This is a genomic window from Yoonia sp. 72, assembly GCF_034652275.1.
In the GTDB taxonomy this organism is placed as follows: domain Bacteria; phylum Pseudomonadota; class Alphaproteobacteria; order Rhodobacterales; family Rhodobacteraceae; genus Yoonia.
Map to the genome: position 1 here is coordinate 114,972 of NZ_JAXIWG010000003.1, position 12,954 is coordinate 127,925.

A 12,954-nucleotide genomic window follows, 5' to 3' on the forward strand; every position below is an offset into this window, starting at 1 on the left:
CCATGTCGCGCCGGTCGGGGATGCGTCGATTGTCTGGGGCGTGCGAGGGTCGCAAATGCGAGGTCAGTCGGGCAGTTGAAAACTGCCGCTGACTGACCTGTTGCCCCATCGGGCGCTGAAACTTGCATGCAGGCCCTGATGATCCCGCATGATTTGCACCACACCATCCGCGTTCTCAGGGCCGCCATAGCGCAACACCAGATCACGGCGGCTTTGGCCTTGCGCGACAGATACCAGACCGGACACCGCGTCTTGTGCCGTTTCGATCAGAACACCCAGACCGTTAAATTGCAAAAGATAGCCTGTCTCCGTCATGCTGACTTGTCCAAGAAGGGTCTGATCGGCACCACCACCGGTCAGGGTCAGCCGCGCCTCGTTCACCATGACTTGCGCGCAATCTTCGCCGCCTGTTGCGAAAGTCCAGTCCACCCGCCCTGACAGCGCTGTTCCGATCACATCGCGCAGGACACCCTCCGCGACCACCGGATAGCTGGCACAGGTCGGCAGGTCGGCAGACGCGGTCAGAACCAACTGGTCGTCAAGGACGGTGGCAAAAAGCGCAATCGGTCCCTCTGCAGTCAGCAGGCTGAAGGACGGCAGATCCTCTGACAGGGGGCGGTTGAACGTCACGATCATTTCCGGGTTGCCACTATCGGACATCAGCGTCTCGCTGACCCGCAGAACGGATGGCAGAGTGACCGGTACGATCGACTGCCAGCGTCCTGCCACCGTTTCCAGTGTCACGATCAAATCACCAGTCCCAACCAGCCCGGCAGCGGCTGTATCGATCACGGCCCCGTGGTGTGATGCCATGCCCAAAGGCACCGGTGTCATCTGTCCGGCAGGCAGAAAGGCAAGTTCCGGCGCTTGTGGCAAACCCGTATCCCATGCCAGCGTCAGCAGACCGCGCGGATCTATCGCCTGCGTGATCTGGATCGGCTCTTCCGGCAAGGTTGCAATGTCGAGCGAGGTCACCAATTCACCCTCATGATCCAGCAGCGCGATCCTGCGCAGCGTCCTGCGCTCTGCGTCATCCAGTGGCAGGAACAGGTCCAGATCAACAGCGACAAGTCGGTCCCCCTGCGTTGCCATCGCGCGCGCAAAGGAAGGCGCTGCAAATGGCACATCCCTATCGGCGCGATCCGCAAAAGACAGTCGCATCACCCCCACCGGCACACCCGTCGAAAGGTCCGTCGCTCTCTGTGTGCCCGCGCCGATGATGCGAAACGCCAATGGCAAGGCGGTCTCTTCTGTTTGCAACAGAACGAGCGACAGCGCGATCCCGTCGGCCTCTGGTTCGTCCAGCAGCGGCAAGCGCTGCGTCAGACGTGGCACGGATGGCAGCTCATCATCCTCGAACATGCTGATTTCGCGCGGATATGATAAGCGGTTCTGGATCTCGGCATACGGCAGCCGTTCCCAGCGATGCGAATAGACCTGCTCTGGTCCGAACACCGAGCCGCCGATCCCGTAGATGCTGTCCATCAACTGCGTGAACTGCGACGTCGGCATGAAGGCGACTGTCTCTCCGATGACATTGGGAAACATGACTGGTGCCAGAAAGCGCGGGTTGTCCGCATTGCCCGTTTCAGAGCTTTTCATCGCACCGTCGCGGCCTGACAAAGCCATCAAGATGCCGTCGATATCGGGAAACACCCCGCCGACCCGGGTGTAGGCCATGAAATCAAAATCATCACTCTGGCGGAGTGGCAGGTGGTTCAGTCCAAAACTATGCGCAATTTCATGCGTCAGTGCTTGCCCGTCTGTTGCAATCGGACTCACCCTGCCGACTGTCCGCTTCTCTGAATCGATCAGGCGCGCGGACACTTCGATCTGGCGCCGGCCCGGTGCGGAGCTGTCCCGCACCTTGCCGAATGTTGGCGGTGCCATCAGAAAACAGACTTGATGCGACGACTGGCAATACCTGTCGCCGAACGCCGCTGCTGCCATCGGGACGGTCATGTCGCGATGAAAGAAAGACGCCCTGCATTCTGGTTGGATCACATTGCGCCCGGGGTTGCTGCGGCTGTCGTCGCATCCGTTGATCCAGTCTTCGCGCTGCAACTTTGCGAAGTCGTCTTCGTCCGCCTCCGAGAAGCTGACGCCAAGTTCCTCCGGAGTAAAACCGCCGACATAACGGACAGTGACAGAGTTGATGGGCATCACCTGCCAGGCATAGCGACGCACACTGTTGAAGTTCTGCCGCCAGACCGCCATGTCGCCCTGCCAGCCCGCATCGGCGTAATCGTCGAACTCGACAAAGCCGACGATCAGTTCCAGATTGGCGGGCTGCTGTTCCAGAAACCGCACTGCGTGATCGACCGTGATCTCGGGCACATCATCGGGGTCGGCATCCAGACTGCGCCAATAGACCTGCGGCTTGACGGTGACAGTCACGCTGCCGATCGGATCTGCGGGACGCCAGTTGAAGAAATTCACCGTATGGCGCCCCATGCGCCGGTCGGTCTGCGTATAGTGATGGTCCGGCCGCAAGACCGTGTCGCGCGGCGGATAAAGTAACTCGTCCTGCTTTCCTGTCTCTGTCACCTCGACCGACATGCACAGGGCATTATTGACATAGGGCACGTTGTCCCCATAGCCGGGCCAGTCAAACCAGAGGCGCAGCGCCGTGGGCCGGTTGCGCAGCAATCTTTCGTCGCGCACGATCTGGTAAACACCGGCGCGGAACCTGTCCTCAATCCGCGTCAATGCCGGATTTTGCGACACCGGAGACACATGGAACCGCAGGACGGTGGTGAAATCTTCTTCGTCCGGCGGGCCTGGCACGATCAGGCTGACGGCGGGTGGTGCATCAAGGATGGCACCGGTTGCGCTTTTGATGCCGTTCTCTCCGCTTTTGACATCGAGCCAGTACAGACTGCCTGCAATCAGGGTTTCGGTCGGCTGCACCCGGATATGCCCGTTCTCCACCTGTGTAAACGTGAGCGGTATCGTCCAGACGCCCCCATTCCAGACGTTCACACGCAGGCGGATCAGGTCGGACAGCCTTTTCTCGTCAACCTCGCGGTTGAAGAAAAGATCGAAGGTCGGTTCTTCCGGCTCGACAAGCAGGCAGGATGACGTTGTGGGCAGGGCGGAAACAAAGGCAAAATCATCCGTGACGTTGAAACGCAGTTGGACGGTGTAGCCCTTGCAATCCGCGCGTTGATATTGGCCGCTATAGATGGCGCTGAACGTATAGGGCGTAGGGTCAAGAATCATCAGGCTGCCGCTGCCTCCGGCGCTGGCGATACAAGTGCCGAGTGTAGCATCGGCCTGTTGCGCCATGCCGCGCAGAAAACCGGCGCAGGCACTATCGACTTGCCGGTCACTGCCGTTGGCTGCGGCGATCTGCGGCGCGCATTCCTGCAATCTTGCAAGGGACTCTGGCGCAAGACCCAGGGAGCCAGCATAGTCGCGCTGCATGGCCACCAGCATGATGCAGGCCGGCGGCATCGGCACATCAGGATTCAAGGCCTGTACGCCCAGATCCTCGATTGCATAGACACAGGCGGCGTTCTGGCGCTGGATACGCGCGATGATTGCAGGCTCGGCAAGAGCGGGGTCTGCGAGCGGGCCGGGCCCGCAAGCCGCATTGATGAAACCGTCACCTGTGACAAACGGGGCCGGTTCGTCGCCCATGGCGGTTTCGACAAAATGCGCAATCTGCACGGCAGCGTCGCCGGATTGCAGATAGGCCGCGTCAAGCCCGGCCTCCACGACACCGAAGGCCACCTGCCAGCTGTCATTGCCCGTCCGCGTGCGGTCAAAGCGCAAGGTCACATAACAGGTGACGTCGTGATTTCCCCAATCGCCAGAGACGCTGACCTGCACAGGTACATGATTGAGGGTAATCCATTCCGTATCGCCAAACCGGATGGTTGTGCTTTTTGCATCACGGTTGCCGGTCGCCAATGTTACCAGTTCCTCGACTGCGGCGGCCCGTCTGGGGCCAGAGGCGCGCGAAAGGCGCTCCGTCGCGTCGATCACCACATGGTCAGGCTGCGCCTGTGCGCGGATTGCAGACGGCGAGACGGTCAGCCAGATCAGCGCAAGCAGAAGACGGAACATGTCGATCAGCCTCAGAACAGTTTGGGCAGGCGCGTCATGTCACCCGACAGGACGCGGTCGATGGTGAACCCGCCCGATATCGCGATGGCATCCGGGCTTTTGTCCATGTCCGGCAGGCCGAGACTATCGAGAAAAGTTGAACCGGCGCTTTCTTGTGCTGCCTTGGGTGCCATCCCGAAAACCGCGCCCGAAAACTGTCCTGTGACCCGATAGGCCCCGTCAGGCTGCGATGCGATTTCCGTGACCGTCAGGCCAAACGGTGCCGACGCCATGTCGGAGGTGTCCCAACTCCGGCTTTCGGCAAGAAAAGGCGGACCATCGGCCCCAAAAAGATGGGCCTCCATGATTTCCATCGGGCAAGGGCAGGTTATTGCTCCGGGATCTGTCGGGCCCGGAGAGCGGCCGAGCATCAATGCTTCCAGACGACGGTTCATTTCCGCAGGGTCGAGGGAGGGATCGGATACGATCGCCGCCATCTGCGCCTCTATCGCGCGGGCATCGCGCAGATTCGGGGCCGGCAGCCTGAAGTTCACAAGGAACACCCCGTCGCGCGGGGGCAAACGGCTTTCGAAGGCTGCAAGTTGCGCACGCGCGGCGGTCTCGGCAGCCAGCCGGTCAGGGTCGGTTTTGCCAGCCCTGCCAAACTGCAGATACCCTTGAATGACGGATTGCGACGGCGACAGGCTCACCATCGCCCCCGCCAGAGGGTCGCCATCGACGGACAAGACCCGCTGGGCGTCGATCGCATCAAGAATATCCTCACCGCACAGCTGTTGGCGCAATTCCGTCACCCAGCCTTCTGGATAGGCGGTGATCGACCATATCTGATAGGGTCCGCCCGCTGCATTTTCGCCCGACAGGACGGCAGCCGAGGATATGCTTTCCGCACCGTCGAACAACAGGTCATCGACCGTGACGGCAATGAAAACCAGCCGGTCCGTGCGGTCGTCGAGCGTGATCCACATCTCGCCTGTTTCGACAACTTCGACCGGGGTCAGGCATGCAGCCGATTGTGCGATGGCGGGCGCAACATGACCCGCAGCGAAAAGCGGACTCAGGGTGATTGCAGTGACCCACGGGCGACACATAGCGAAAGGACTGGGCATGGTGATCCGACGTTCTCCAAAAGCGCGGGGTATGTCCCCAAGGCTAGATTGGCGGCACCGGTCGTCGCATCCCCCATTTGAGGGACGCGGACTCCCAGCTTGGCAATCACTCTGGTTTTTGCACGACAGTTTGCGACAGGATTGCCCCCATGGTGCTTGATATCTTTCTTTACACGTCGATTGGCCTTCTGGTGGGTGCGGGCATTCTGGTGCCGATCCGGGAAAAGTCCCGGCGCCGGAAACGGCAGAACGCGCTGGTCGCCGATGTCGCCGCGGCAGGCGGCCTGACCATCGTAACCGACTTCGGATACAGAAAAGACCACGAGGCTTGGGTTTTGCGTTGTCGCAATGCGGGGCTGCAGGTGGAATTTGTGCCAAGCCGGTCTGCATCAAGGCGCCGCTATGATGTATCCGACGGTACCGTGGCCATCCATCTGCCGCAACTGCGCTTTAGCGGCGGGCTGCTGGTCGTTTTCCCCCGGCTCGCAGATCGTATGGGCGAGGCGCTGCAGACCATTGCCGGGGCGCTGGACAACCCTGTCGGCGCGCGGATTGCACGTGATCTGGTCGGGCTGGACATCGGCCACCAGATTGGCAGTTTGCGCGACTGTTCCGGTCCAGACGCTCCTGACGTCACAATCCTGTCAGTGGTCGATCCGCGGCCGTTCTTTGACATTCCGGCACTTGCGCAATGCGTCGGCGCTTTGCCTTGGCGTGAAAAGTCGACACCTGTGCCGTGCCTTGTCGTGTCCGAAAGCGGAAGCATCATCAAGACCGCGGGCTTTGCATGGGAACTGGACGTCATCCTGCAATTGATCGGCACTGCGCGCGCTGGCACGAAACGGAGCAGTCGCGGGCCGGATGCCTGGCGATTTGGCGTCAACCGTCACCTGAGGCGGGTGGCGAGCGCGCAAAAAGCCAAGATCGCGCAAGGCAACAAGACTTGGAGTCAGGGCGGCAACCAGCAGAACCTTCCGTAAAGCGGCGCCCCTCATGCGACAGGGTTGGCGCGCGCCGTCTGCCAGAGGTGTTGCGAGACCAGCGCCAGCGCCGGATAGAAACGCACAAGCCCGATAAACGTGCCAGCCCCGCAGCTCCCGACACCGTCATACCTGACAGCAAAGCGACCGTGCGGCTGGCAAGGATGCCGAACAACACCAGCCTACGCCAGAATTGCCGGCACAGGATCGCCGCGTGCGGCATGCCTTGTGGCATCCCCCAAATGCGGGATGCGGCGCAGGCCGGTCACCTGTCTGTTCGACTTTGACAGGTGCAAAAGCAACGAAGGGATACCGATGATAAAGCGATACATGCCGGCACTTGGCGTGACACTGGCAGCGGGCAGTCTGTTGATGCTGGCGCTCTTCGGACTGAAATCGCCACCTGCGGAAGCGGCCGATGGACTGCAGGTCCGTCTGGTCTTTGGGCCAGAACAGGACGACGTCACCGATCAGGTAGACTGGTTCGCGTCCCGCACGGGGCTTGTCGCGGCGGAACGGCGCAGTTCTGTTACGAATGCCCTGACCGGATACGACTTTGCCGAACGGATCAGAGGCGAGGAAAACTATCTGGGTCCGGTGTCCGGCGATCTGGGGCTGGAATTGCAGATTGGTCCCGTCATGCTGTTTTTCCGCGCCGACGTGACCGCCGACATGACCGAGCTGACCCTGCCGCTGGATGATTACGCAAGGATCGTGCTGGCATCGGACAGTATGACGGCTGATGATATCGTTTCGGTCAGCTTCGCCAATGAAACAACGGTGATCGACGTGCAATCGGCGTGGCTTCAGGCGCAGGGACCCTATTACCTGCCACCTGCGACCTACCGCATCGATGTACGCCGCGCGGATGGTGGCACCGGCGAACGCCATGACCTCGCTGTCGCCGCTGGCGATGATGTCGTCATCACCCTCGGAATGAACTAGGCCAGCATCGCCGGTGATGGATCGCAGGTCTGCTTTTGCAGGCTTGCCGGATCGACCGAACCTCGGCAAGATCGTCGTGCAAGACGCTTTGTGTGGGGCTTGCAGTGGTGCTGGTTGAGGTCTTGCATGAAGATCGAAAGGACAACCGTGGTGTCGGCGGACGGATGTCCTTTGATGCTGCAACGGGCGACTGGAAACCATCGAACGGGTGTCGTCGTGCTGCTTGGCCATGGACCTTCGGTCAATACGCGTCTGATGGCCCCCTGTGTCGCGACGCTCTGCGCGCAAGGCGCTGTCGTCTGGGCGGGTGATCTGCGCGGGCATGGCATGTCGATCTCTGGCAAGGCGCCCAAGGCGCATCTGGACCCCGAGCGCGGATGGGACCAGCTGCGCGACGATATGCGCTGTTTCGCGCGTCATGCCTTTGAGGATGTGCCACGTGACCAGCGCCTTCTTCTGGGCGGAAGCCTGTCAGGTCATGTGATGCTGGACCTCTTGCGCGACGATCATGATCTCGCGCGGCATCTGGTGCTTGCCGGACCAACATTGCCGCAGAAGGGTGTCGCGAAGGTGATGGACGGTTTCTTGCGTGTGCGGCGGCTGACACGGCCCATCGATTCACCGGACCCGCAGCTGCTGCATCATATTTACCGCTTTTTGCGGGCTCATATCCCGGGGCATCCCGACAGCGACCCTTGGACGATGCTGCAGACCGTGACTGCCGACCCTGACCAGATCGCGCGGATACGCGCTGACCCGACCGGATTTCCGACGCCGACACTGGGCTATTGGCTGGCGACGTTGCGCGGGATCCAGGGGTCATGGGTCAAAGCGGCAAACGGGCCCGATCTGGCACCGGATCTAAGGGTGATGGTCTTGACCGGGCCAGAGGATCCGCAAACCCGTGGCGGCAAGCAGGTGCCGACCATCACGGCAGCGATCAGCGGTCGCGGGGTGGCCGATGTGTCGGTCAGGTACCTGCCCAAGGTCAGAGCGAATATCCTGATCGATGCCGAACAGGTGCCGGTGGCTGACGTCTGTCTGGGCTGGATGCAGGACGGCGCTTCTGCCGCTGACAGCCCGCCGCCCGTATCCCGGCCCGCGCATCCCGCGCCTGTCGTGGTGCAGGAACCGGTCTCTGCGGCGGTTGGCGAACACAGGCCGCACCCTCTCGACCTGACTGCGATGATCGCGAAATGCTATGCGGCGATCGAAGATGACACCCACTGGATCGATCTCATCATCAGCATTGCCCATGCCGCCGAGACCGATGACCCCACGATCGACGCCTTGATCGAGACCCTGCACCCGCATTGGCACCGCGCCTTTGAGCTGCGCGAGGAATTGCGCTGGGCAGCCCATATGGGGCGGGTCTATCATGACGTGATCGACCGGCTGGACCTTGGTGTCGCTTTGCTAGATTCGGATTTGCAGCTTGGCCATGCCAATCCCGCCTTCAAGCGCATCATGGCACGCCTGATGTGTGCGGCCGAGGGCAATCTGGCCCGCATGACGGCGCGGCTTTTGGCCGAACAACCTGCCGGAACAGCTTTTCCCGCGCGCGTCGATCAGCCCTGCGAAACGCCGCTGGTGCTCGACGGCCGGATCATCGGGTTATGGATGCACCCCGGCCCTGCCCGGGTCGAGGCCGGATCGGGAGATCTCGTCGGCGGGTTGTTGGTGCTCCGCGACCCCGAGCTGGCGCATGATCTTGCGGAGAGCAAGGCAAGCTTGCTGATGATGGCCTACGGGTTGACTCACAAGGAAGGCACGGTCGCTTTGCTGCTGGCCGAAGGTATTTCAACCAGTGCTGCCGCAGAACGTCTGGGCATTTCCGAGCACACGGTGCGCAGCCATGTGAAACAGGTTTTTGACAAGATGCATATCACCAGCAGATCGGAATTGTCGCACCGGATATTGACGGGTCCGCTCGGGTGGTTGACGCGGCAGCAACCAACAGCACCTTCGCTCTTGCAGGATCGTCAGTTGTCCTGACCCTGATGACACCTCTGACAATCATTCTGTTCCTTGCCATTCCACTGGTGCATGCCTTGCTGCTGGCACCTCGCCAGACCGCAGAACTCTATCTGTTTAACGGCGGTAAAACCGGTTTTGCGCCGACGCTCGGCTCTGCCATCGCGGGCAATATCGGGATCGGGACATTTGTGCCGCTGTATCTTTTTGCCTCCGAAGCGCCACTGATCGCCTATGCCCTGTCGCTGACCTATGCAGCGGGTCTGTTGCTCTGCGCATGGCTTGCACCACGGATCCACCGGGAAACCCGGCAGGCGGGACATTACGGGTTGATCGACTATCTGCGCGAACGGCACGGCATTTCCAATCGCCTGCTCATCTGGCTCCCGTTCGGCATTGTGTTCGGTTTGCGGTCACTTGTGCAGATACTGGCGTTGAGCCTGATCCTGCAAATGGTGCTGGACCTGTCAGCCGCCGCCGCGATGGTCCTGGCTGTAGCTTCGGTCGCGGGATATGCCGTTTGCGGCGGATATCAGGCTGCGACGCAGACGGATATGGTTCAGGCCCTTATCCTCGTGGCCGGCATTGCGCTGATCGCTGGTGTTCTGATCTTCAATCCGGGCGAAGGGCGCGTCGATGCACCATCGGCCCTGTCGACCGGATCTTATGGCATTGTCTTTCTTGTTGCTGTCCTATTGCTGTTTCCGTTCTCGACTGTCTTGAGCGTGGACAACTGGCAGCGTATCGCCACAGCCGACAGCGCCAAAAACGCACGGCTGGCCTATGTGCTGGCGGCCATCATTTGCGGGCTTGTCAACCTGACGATTGCTTATCTGGGACATTACAACATCCAACCGGCGGATGCTGCACCTGTGACCGTCATGCGGGGTTTGCGCGATGCAATGCCGTCCGGCTGGGGCTGGTTGAGCGATGCCGTTCTGCTGGTGGCGGTGATGTCGTCCATCGACACATTCACCATGCCTGTCATTGGCGGGTTGGTCGGAAAGACAAAAGACCTGCGCAGAGCCCGCCTTGCCACGCTGTGCTATTTCCTGTCGCTCGGCGTTCTGGCGCTGGTGATGGGTGACTTGCTGTTGAATGTGATCGCGGCGTTTTCATCGCTGGTCGTATTTCTGCCTGCGGTCTTCGGGGCCTTGTTCCTGCGGGATCGCGCACCAAAGGCCGTTTTGTGGTCAACGGGCCTGGGGGTCGGCCTGACGCTTTTCCTGACACCCGTCGTGCCGTCACTGGCCGCATTGTCCGGTTTCGGGCTGAGCTTGGCGATTTACCTCGCCTTGCGCGGTCAAAGCGGGAAGGGGCACTAGCCCGCAGGATCGGCAGTTTTCCAGATAGGGTCGTTCCGCCCTCTGGTCGTGACAAGCTGTGCGCTTGCCGTTCATGCCGGCGCAGGGTCAGATGATCGCGTGGCGCACACGCGATGACACCCATTCACTAACCACGACGGTGCCAAGGATCAACAGAAGGATCACGCTGATCTGGCTCCAGGCCAGCGTGTTGAGCGAGGCTTCGAGTTTCAGCCCAAGGCCACCGGCACCGACCAGCCCCAGAATGGCGCTTTCGCGGATGTTGATGTCCCAGCGGAACACGGTGATCCCCCAGAACGTCGGCAGCACCTGCGGCACGATCCCGTAGCTGAGCACCTGCGCGCCGCTTGCACCCGTGGCGGTGATCGCCTCGATCTGCTTGGCATCGGTTTCCTCGATCGCCTCATAAAGCAGCTTGCCGATGAACCCGATGGACCGCAGCGCGATGGCGATGATCCCTGCCAAAAGGCCGGGACCGATGATCGCCACCAGCAAAAGCGCCCAGATCAGCGCGTTGATCGACCGCGAGGCCACGATGATGAACAGCGCGATAGGGCGCAGGACCAGCAAGGACGGCGAGGTGTTGCGCGCCGCCAGAAACGCCACCGGCACGGCCATGATGACCCCGCCCAAGGTGCCTAGCGTGGCAATGTTTATCGTATCCCACAAGGGACCCATCAGCTCGCCCAAGTAGCCCCAGCGCGGCGGCAGCATCCGGCCCCCGATATCGGCGGCCTGCTTGGGCGCGTCCCACACGAAAACCCACATCGTATTGGCCGTCATGACCTGCCAGCAATAGACGAACAGTGCCACCAGCGCGAACCAGCCCCCCCAGAGCATCAGCCGCGCGCGCGGGGTGCGATAGGTCCAGACTTGGGAATGATGCGTCAAATCGGTCATTGCAGAAACTTTCGCAGATAGCTGGAGCTGTATTCTGCCACCATCACGATCCCGATGATGATGAGCAGGATGGCGCCAGCGCTGTCGTATTCATAGCGGCTGATCGCGGTATTCAGCGTCGCCCCGATCCCGCCCGCGCCGACAATGCCGATCACGGCGGATTCGCGGAAATTGATATCAAGCCGGTAAAGCGACAGCCCGATCAGGCGCGGCATGACCTGCGGCTGCACGGCATAGTTCACGACCTGCCACCAAGATGCGCCTGTGGCGCGGATCGCTTCGGCCTGCGCTTCCTCGATCTCCTCGATATCGTCGGCCAGCAGTTTGGCGATGAACCCGATGGTGGCGAAGGACAGCGTCAGGAACCCTGCAAAAGGGCCGAACCCGAACATCGCCACCAGAAAGATCGCGATGATGATTTCCTGAAGCGCGCGGCTGACCGCGATGATCGACCGGCAGATGCGGTAGATCCAGACGGGCGCGATATTGCGTGCCGCCCCGATTCCGATGGGCACCGAGATGGCGACACCGACCACGGTTGATGTCAGCGTCATCGTCAGGCTTTCAATCAATCCGTTGGAGATATCGCGCCAGCGGCTGGTAAAATCGGGTTGCAGAAACCCCATGACAAACCGCTGCCCGCGTTCCAGCCCTTCATAGACACGGGTCCAGTTGACCTCGACCGTGCCAAGCGCCAGCACCAGATAGACGACGATACCGATCTGTAAAGCGACCCGCCAGCGGCGGTCGCGGATGATCTGCGGCGGGCGCTTCCAGCGCGTGGGGTAGGTCGCGCTCATTGCACCAGCGCCGCAATACGCTCGCGTGCGTCGGCTTCGGCGGCGGATTGTTCTTCGTCGCCCTTGCGCATCGCGTTCCAGTCTTCCTCGCCATAGATCGTGGTCAGCGCGTCCTGTGTTAACAGGTCGGGCGGGCCGTCGAACACGACGCGACCCGCGCGCAAGCCCACGATGCGCTGCATGAACTGCTGCGCCAAAGGCACGTCATGGATGTTGACGATGGCAGGCAGGCCGCGTTCGGCGCAAATTTCGATCAAAAGGCGCATGATCTGGCGCGATGTCTTGGGGTCAAGGCTGGCGGTCGGTTCATCGACCAGCAGCAATTCGGGGTCCTGCGCCAGCGCGCGCGCGATGCCGACACGCTGCCGCTGTCCGCCCGACAAAGCATCGGCGCGTTTGTCGGCATGTTGCAACAGCCCGACACGGTCCAGCAGCGCATAGGCACGGGCGATATCCTCGGCCGGAAAGCGGCGCAGATAGCTGCGCCAGAACGGCACATAGCCCAACCTCCCCGACAGGACGTTTTCCATCACGGTCAGCCGTTCGACCAAGGCATATTCCTGAAAGATCATCCCGATCCGGCGGCGTTGCTGGCGCAACTCGCGCTTGCCAAGACCTACAAGGTTCACGTCGTTCAGCAGCACCTTGCCGCCTGTCGGTTCGACCAGCCGGTTGATGCAGCGGATCAGCGTGGATTTACCCGCACCCGACGGTCCGATCAGCCCCATGATCTGCCCTTTGGGCACGGTCAGGGACACGTCGGACAGGGCGGTATCGCCAGTCTTGTAGGTCTTGGAAAGCGATTGGAGGATCAGCATCGGGATATCCTGAAAAAGGAAACGCGGGCGATAAC

At 61.2% G+C, this 12,954-nt stretch carries 9 protein-coding genes; 4 read left to right on the plus strand and 5 right to left on the minus strand.

Features of this window, described 5'->3' with window-relative positions:
- Positions 1–63: 63 nt before the first annotated feature.
- Both VCK47_RS12910 and VCK47_RS12915 read right to left on the minus strand, forming a co-directional pair.
- Positions 64–4,071 carry a hypothetical protein gene (locus VCK47_RS12910; protein WP_322890469.1) on the minus strand — a complete coding sequence of 1,336 codons (4,008 nt, stop codon included), beginning with the start codon at positions 4,069–4,071 and terminating at the stop codon, positions 64–66.
- Positions 4,072–4,082: 11 nt separating this feature from the next.
- On the minus strand, positions 4,083–5,177 hold the full coding sequence (locus VCK47_RS12915; RefSeq protein ID WP_322890468.1) for a hypothetical protein: 1,095 nt from the start codon (positions 5,175–5,177) through the stop codon (positions 4,083–4,085).
- Between the two features lie 149 nt (positions 5,178–5,326).
- Here VCK47_RS12915 and VCK47_RS12920 point away from each other — a divergent pair, with 149 nt between their 5' ends.
- The 4 genes from VCK47_RS12920 (at position 5,327) to VCK47_RS12935 (ending at position 10,401) form a co-directional block, all read left to right on the plus strand.
- Positions 5,327–6,157, plus strand: a complete 831-nt coding sequence (locus VCK47_RS12920) for a hypothetical protein (protein ID WP_322890467.1) — start codon at positions 5,327–5,329, stop codon at positions 6,155–6,157.
- Positions 6,158–6,472: 315 nt separating this feature from the next.
- Complete coding sequence (locus VCK47_RS12925; RefSeq protein WP_322890466.1) at positions 6,473–7,102, plus strand: hypothetical protein; 630 nt, start codon at positions 6,473–6,475, stop codon at positions 7,100–7,102.
- 126 nt (positions 7,103–7,228) lie between these two features.
- Complete coding sequence (locus VCK47_RS12930; RefSeq protein WP_322890465.1) at positions 7,229–9,097, plus strand: serine aminopeptidase domain-containing protein; 1,869 nt, start codon at positions 7,229–7,231, stop codon at positions 9,095–9,097.
- 5 nt (positions 9,098–9,102) lie between these two features.
- The gene (locus VCK47_RS12935) at positions 9,103–10,401 is read left to right on the plus strand and encodes a sodium:solute symporter family transporter (protein ID WP_322890464.1); all 1,299 of its coding nucleotides are present in this window, start codon (positions 9,103–9,105) and stop codon (positions 10,399–10,401) included.
- A gap of 87 nt (positions 10,402–10,488) precedes the next feature.
- Here VCK47_RS12935 and phnE (VCK47_RS12940) read toward each other — a convergent pair whose 3' ends face one another.
- Genes phnE (VCK47_RS12940) through phnC form a run of 3 tightly spaced genes read right to left on the minus strand, consistent with a single transcriptional unit; the run spans position 10,489 to position 12,919 of the window.
- A complete protein-coding gene (phnE, locus tag VCK47_RS12940; RefSeq protein ID WP_416236675.1) occupies positions 10,489–11,301 on the minus strand; it encodes a phosphonate ABC transporter, permease protein PhnE in 813 nt (270 codons plus the stop codon).
- Entirely contained in the window at positions 11,298–12,101 is an 804-nt protein-coding gene (phnE, locus tag VCK47_RS12945) for a phosphonate ABC transporter, permease protein PhnE (protein WP_322890463.1), read from the minus strand. The genes phnE (VCK47_RS12940) and phnE (VCK47_RS12945) overlap by 4 nt, the downstream gene beginning before the upstream one ends.
- Positions 12,098–12,919, minus strand: a complete 822-nt coding sequence (phnC, locus tag VCK47_RS12950; protein WP_322890462.1) for a phosphonate ABC transporter ATP-binding protein — start codon at positions 12,917–12,919, stop codon at positions 12,098–12,100. The genes phnE (VCK47_RS12945) and phnC overlap by 4 nt, the downstream gene beginning before the upstream one ends.
- Positions 12,920–12,954: the final 35 nt, after the last annotated feature.

Excerpts from the sequence above, each read along its gene's own strand:
- phnE (WP_416236675.1), bottom strand. The coding sequence starts at position 11,301 with ATGACCGATTTGACGCATCATTCCCAAGTCTGGACCTATCGCACCCCG.
- VCK47_RS12910 (WP_322890469.1), bottom strand. The coding sequence starts at position 4,071 with ATGTTCCGTCTTCTGCTTGCGCTGATCTGGCTGACCGTCTCGCCGTCT.
- phnC (WP_322890462.1), bottom strand. The coding sequence starts at position 12,919 with ATGCTGATCCTCCAATCGCTTTCCAAGACCTACAAGACTGGCGATACC.
- VCK47_RS12915 (WP_322890468.1), bottom strand. The coding sequence starts at position 5,177 with ATGCCCAGTCCTTTCGCTATGTGTCGCCCGTGGGTCACTGCAATCACC.
- VCK47_RS12925 (WP_322890466.1), top strand. The coding sequence starts at position 6,473 with ATGATAAAGCGATACATGCCGGCACTTGGCGTGACACTGGCAGCGGGC.
- VCK47_RS12920 (WP_322890467.1), top strand. The coding sequence starts at position 5,327 with ATGGTGCTTGATATCTTTCTTTACACGTCGATTGGCCTTCTGGTGGGT.
- phnE (WP_322890463.1), bottom strand. The coding sequence starts at position 12,101 with ATGAGCGCGACCTACCCCACGCGCTGGAAGCGCCCGCCGCAGATCATC.
- VCK47_RS12935 (WP_322890464.1), top strand. The coding sequence starts at position 9,103 with ATGACACCTCTGACAATCATTCTGTTCCTTGCCATTCCACTGGTGCAT.
- VCK47_RS12930 (WP_322890465.1), top strand. The coding sequence starts at position 7,229 with ATGAAGATCGAAAGGACAACCGTGGTGTCGGCGGACGGATGTCCTTTG.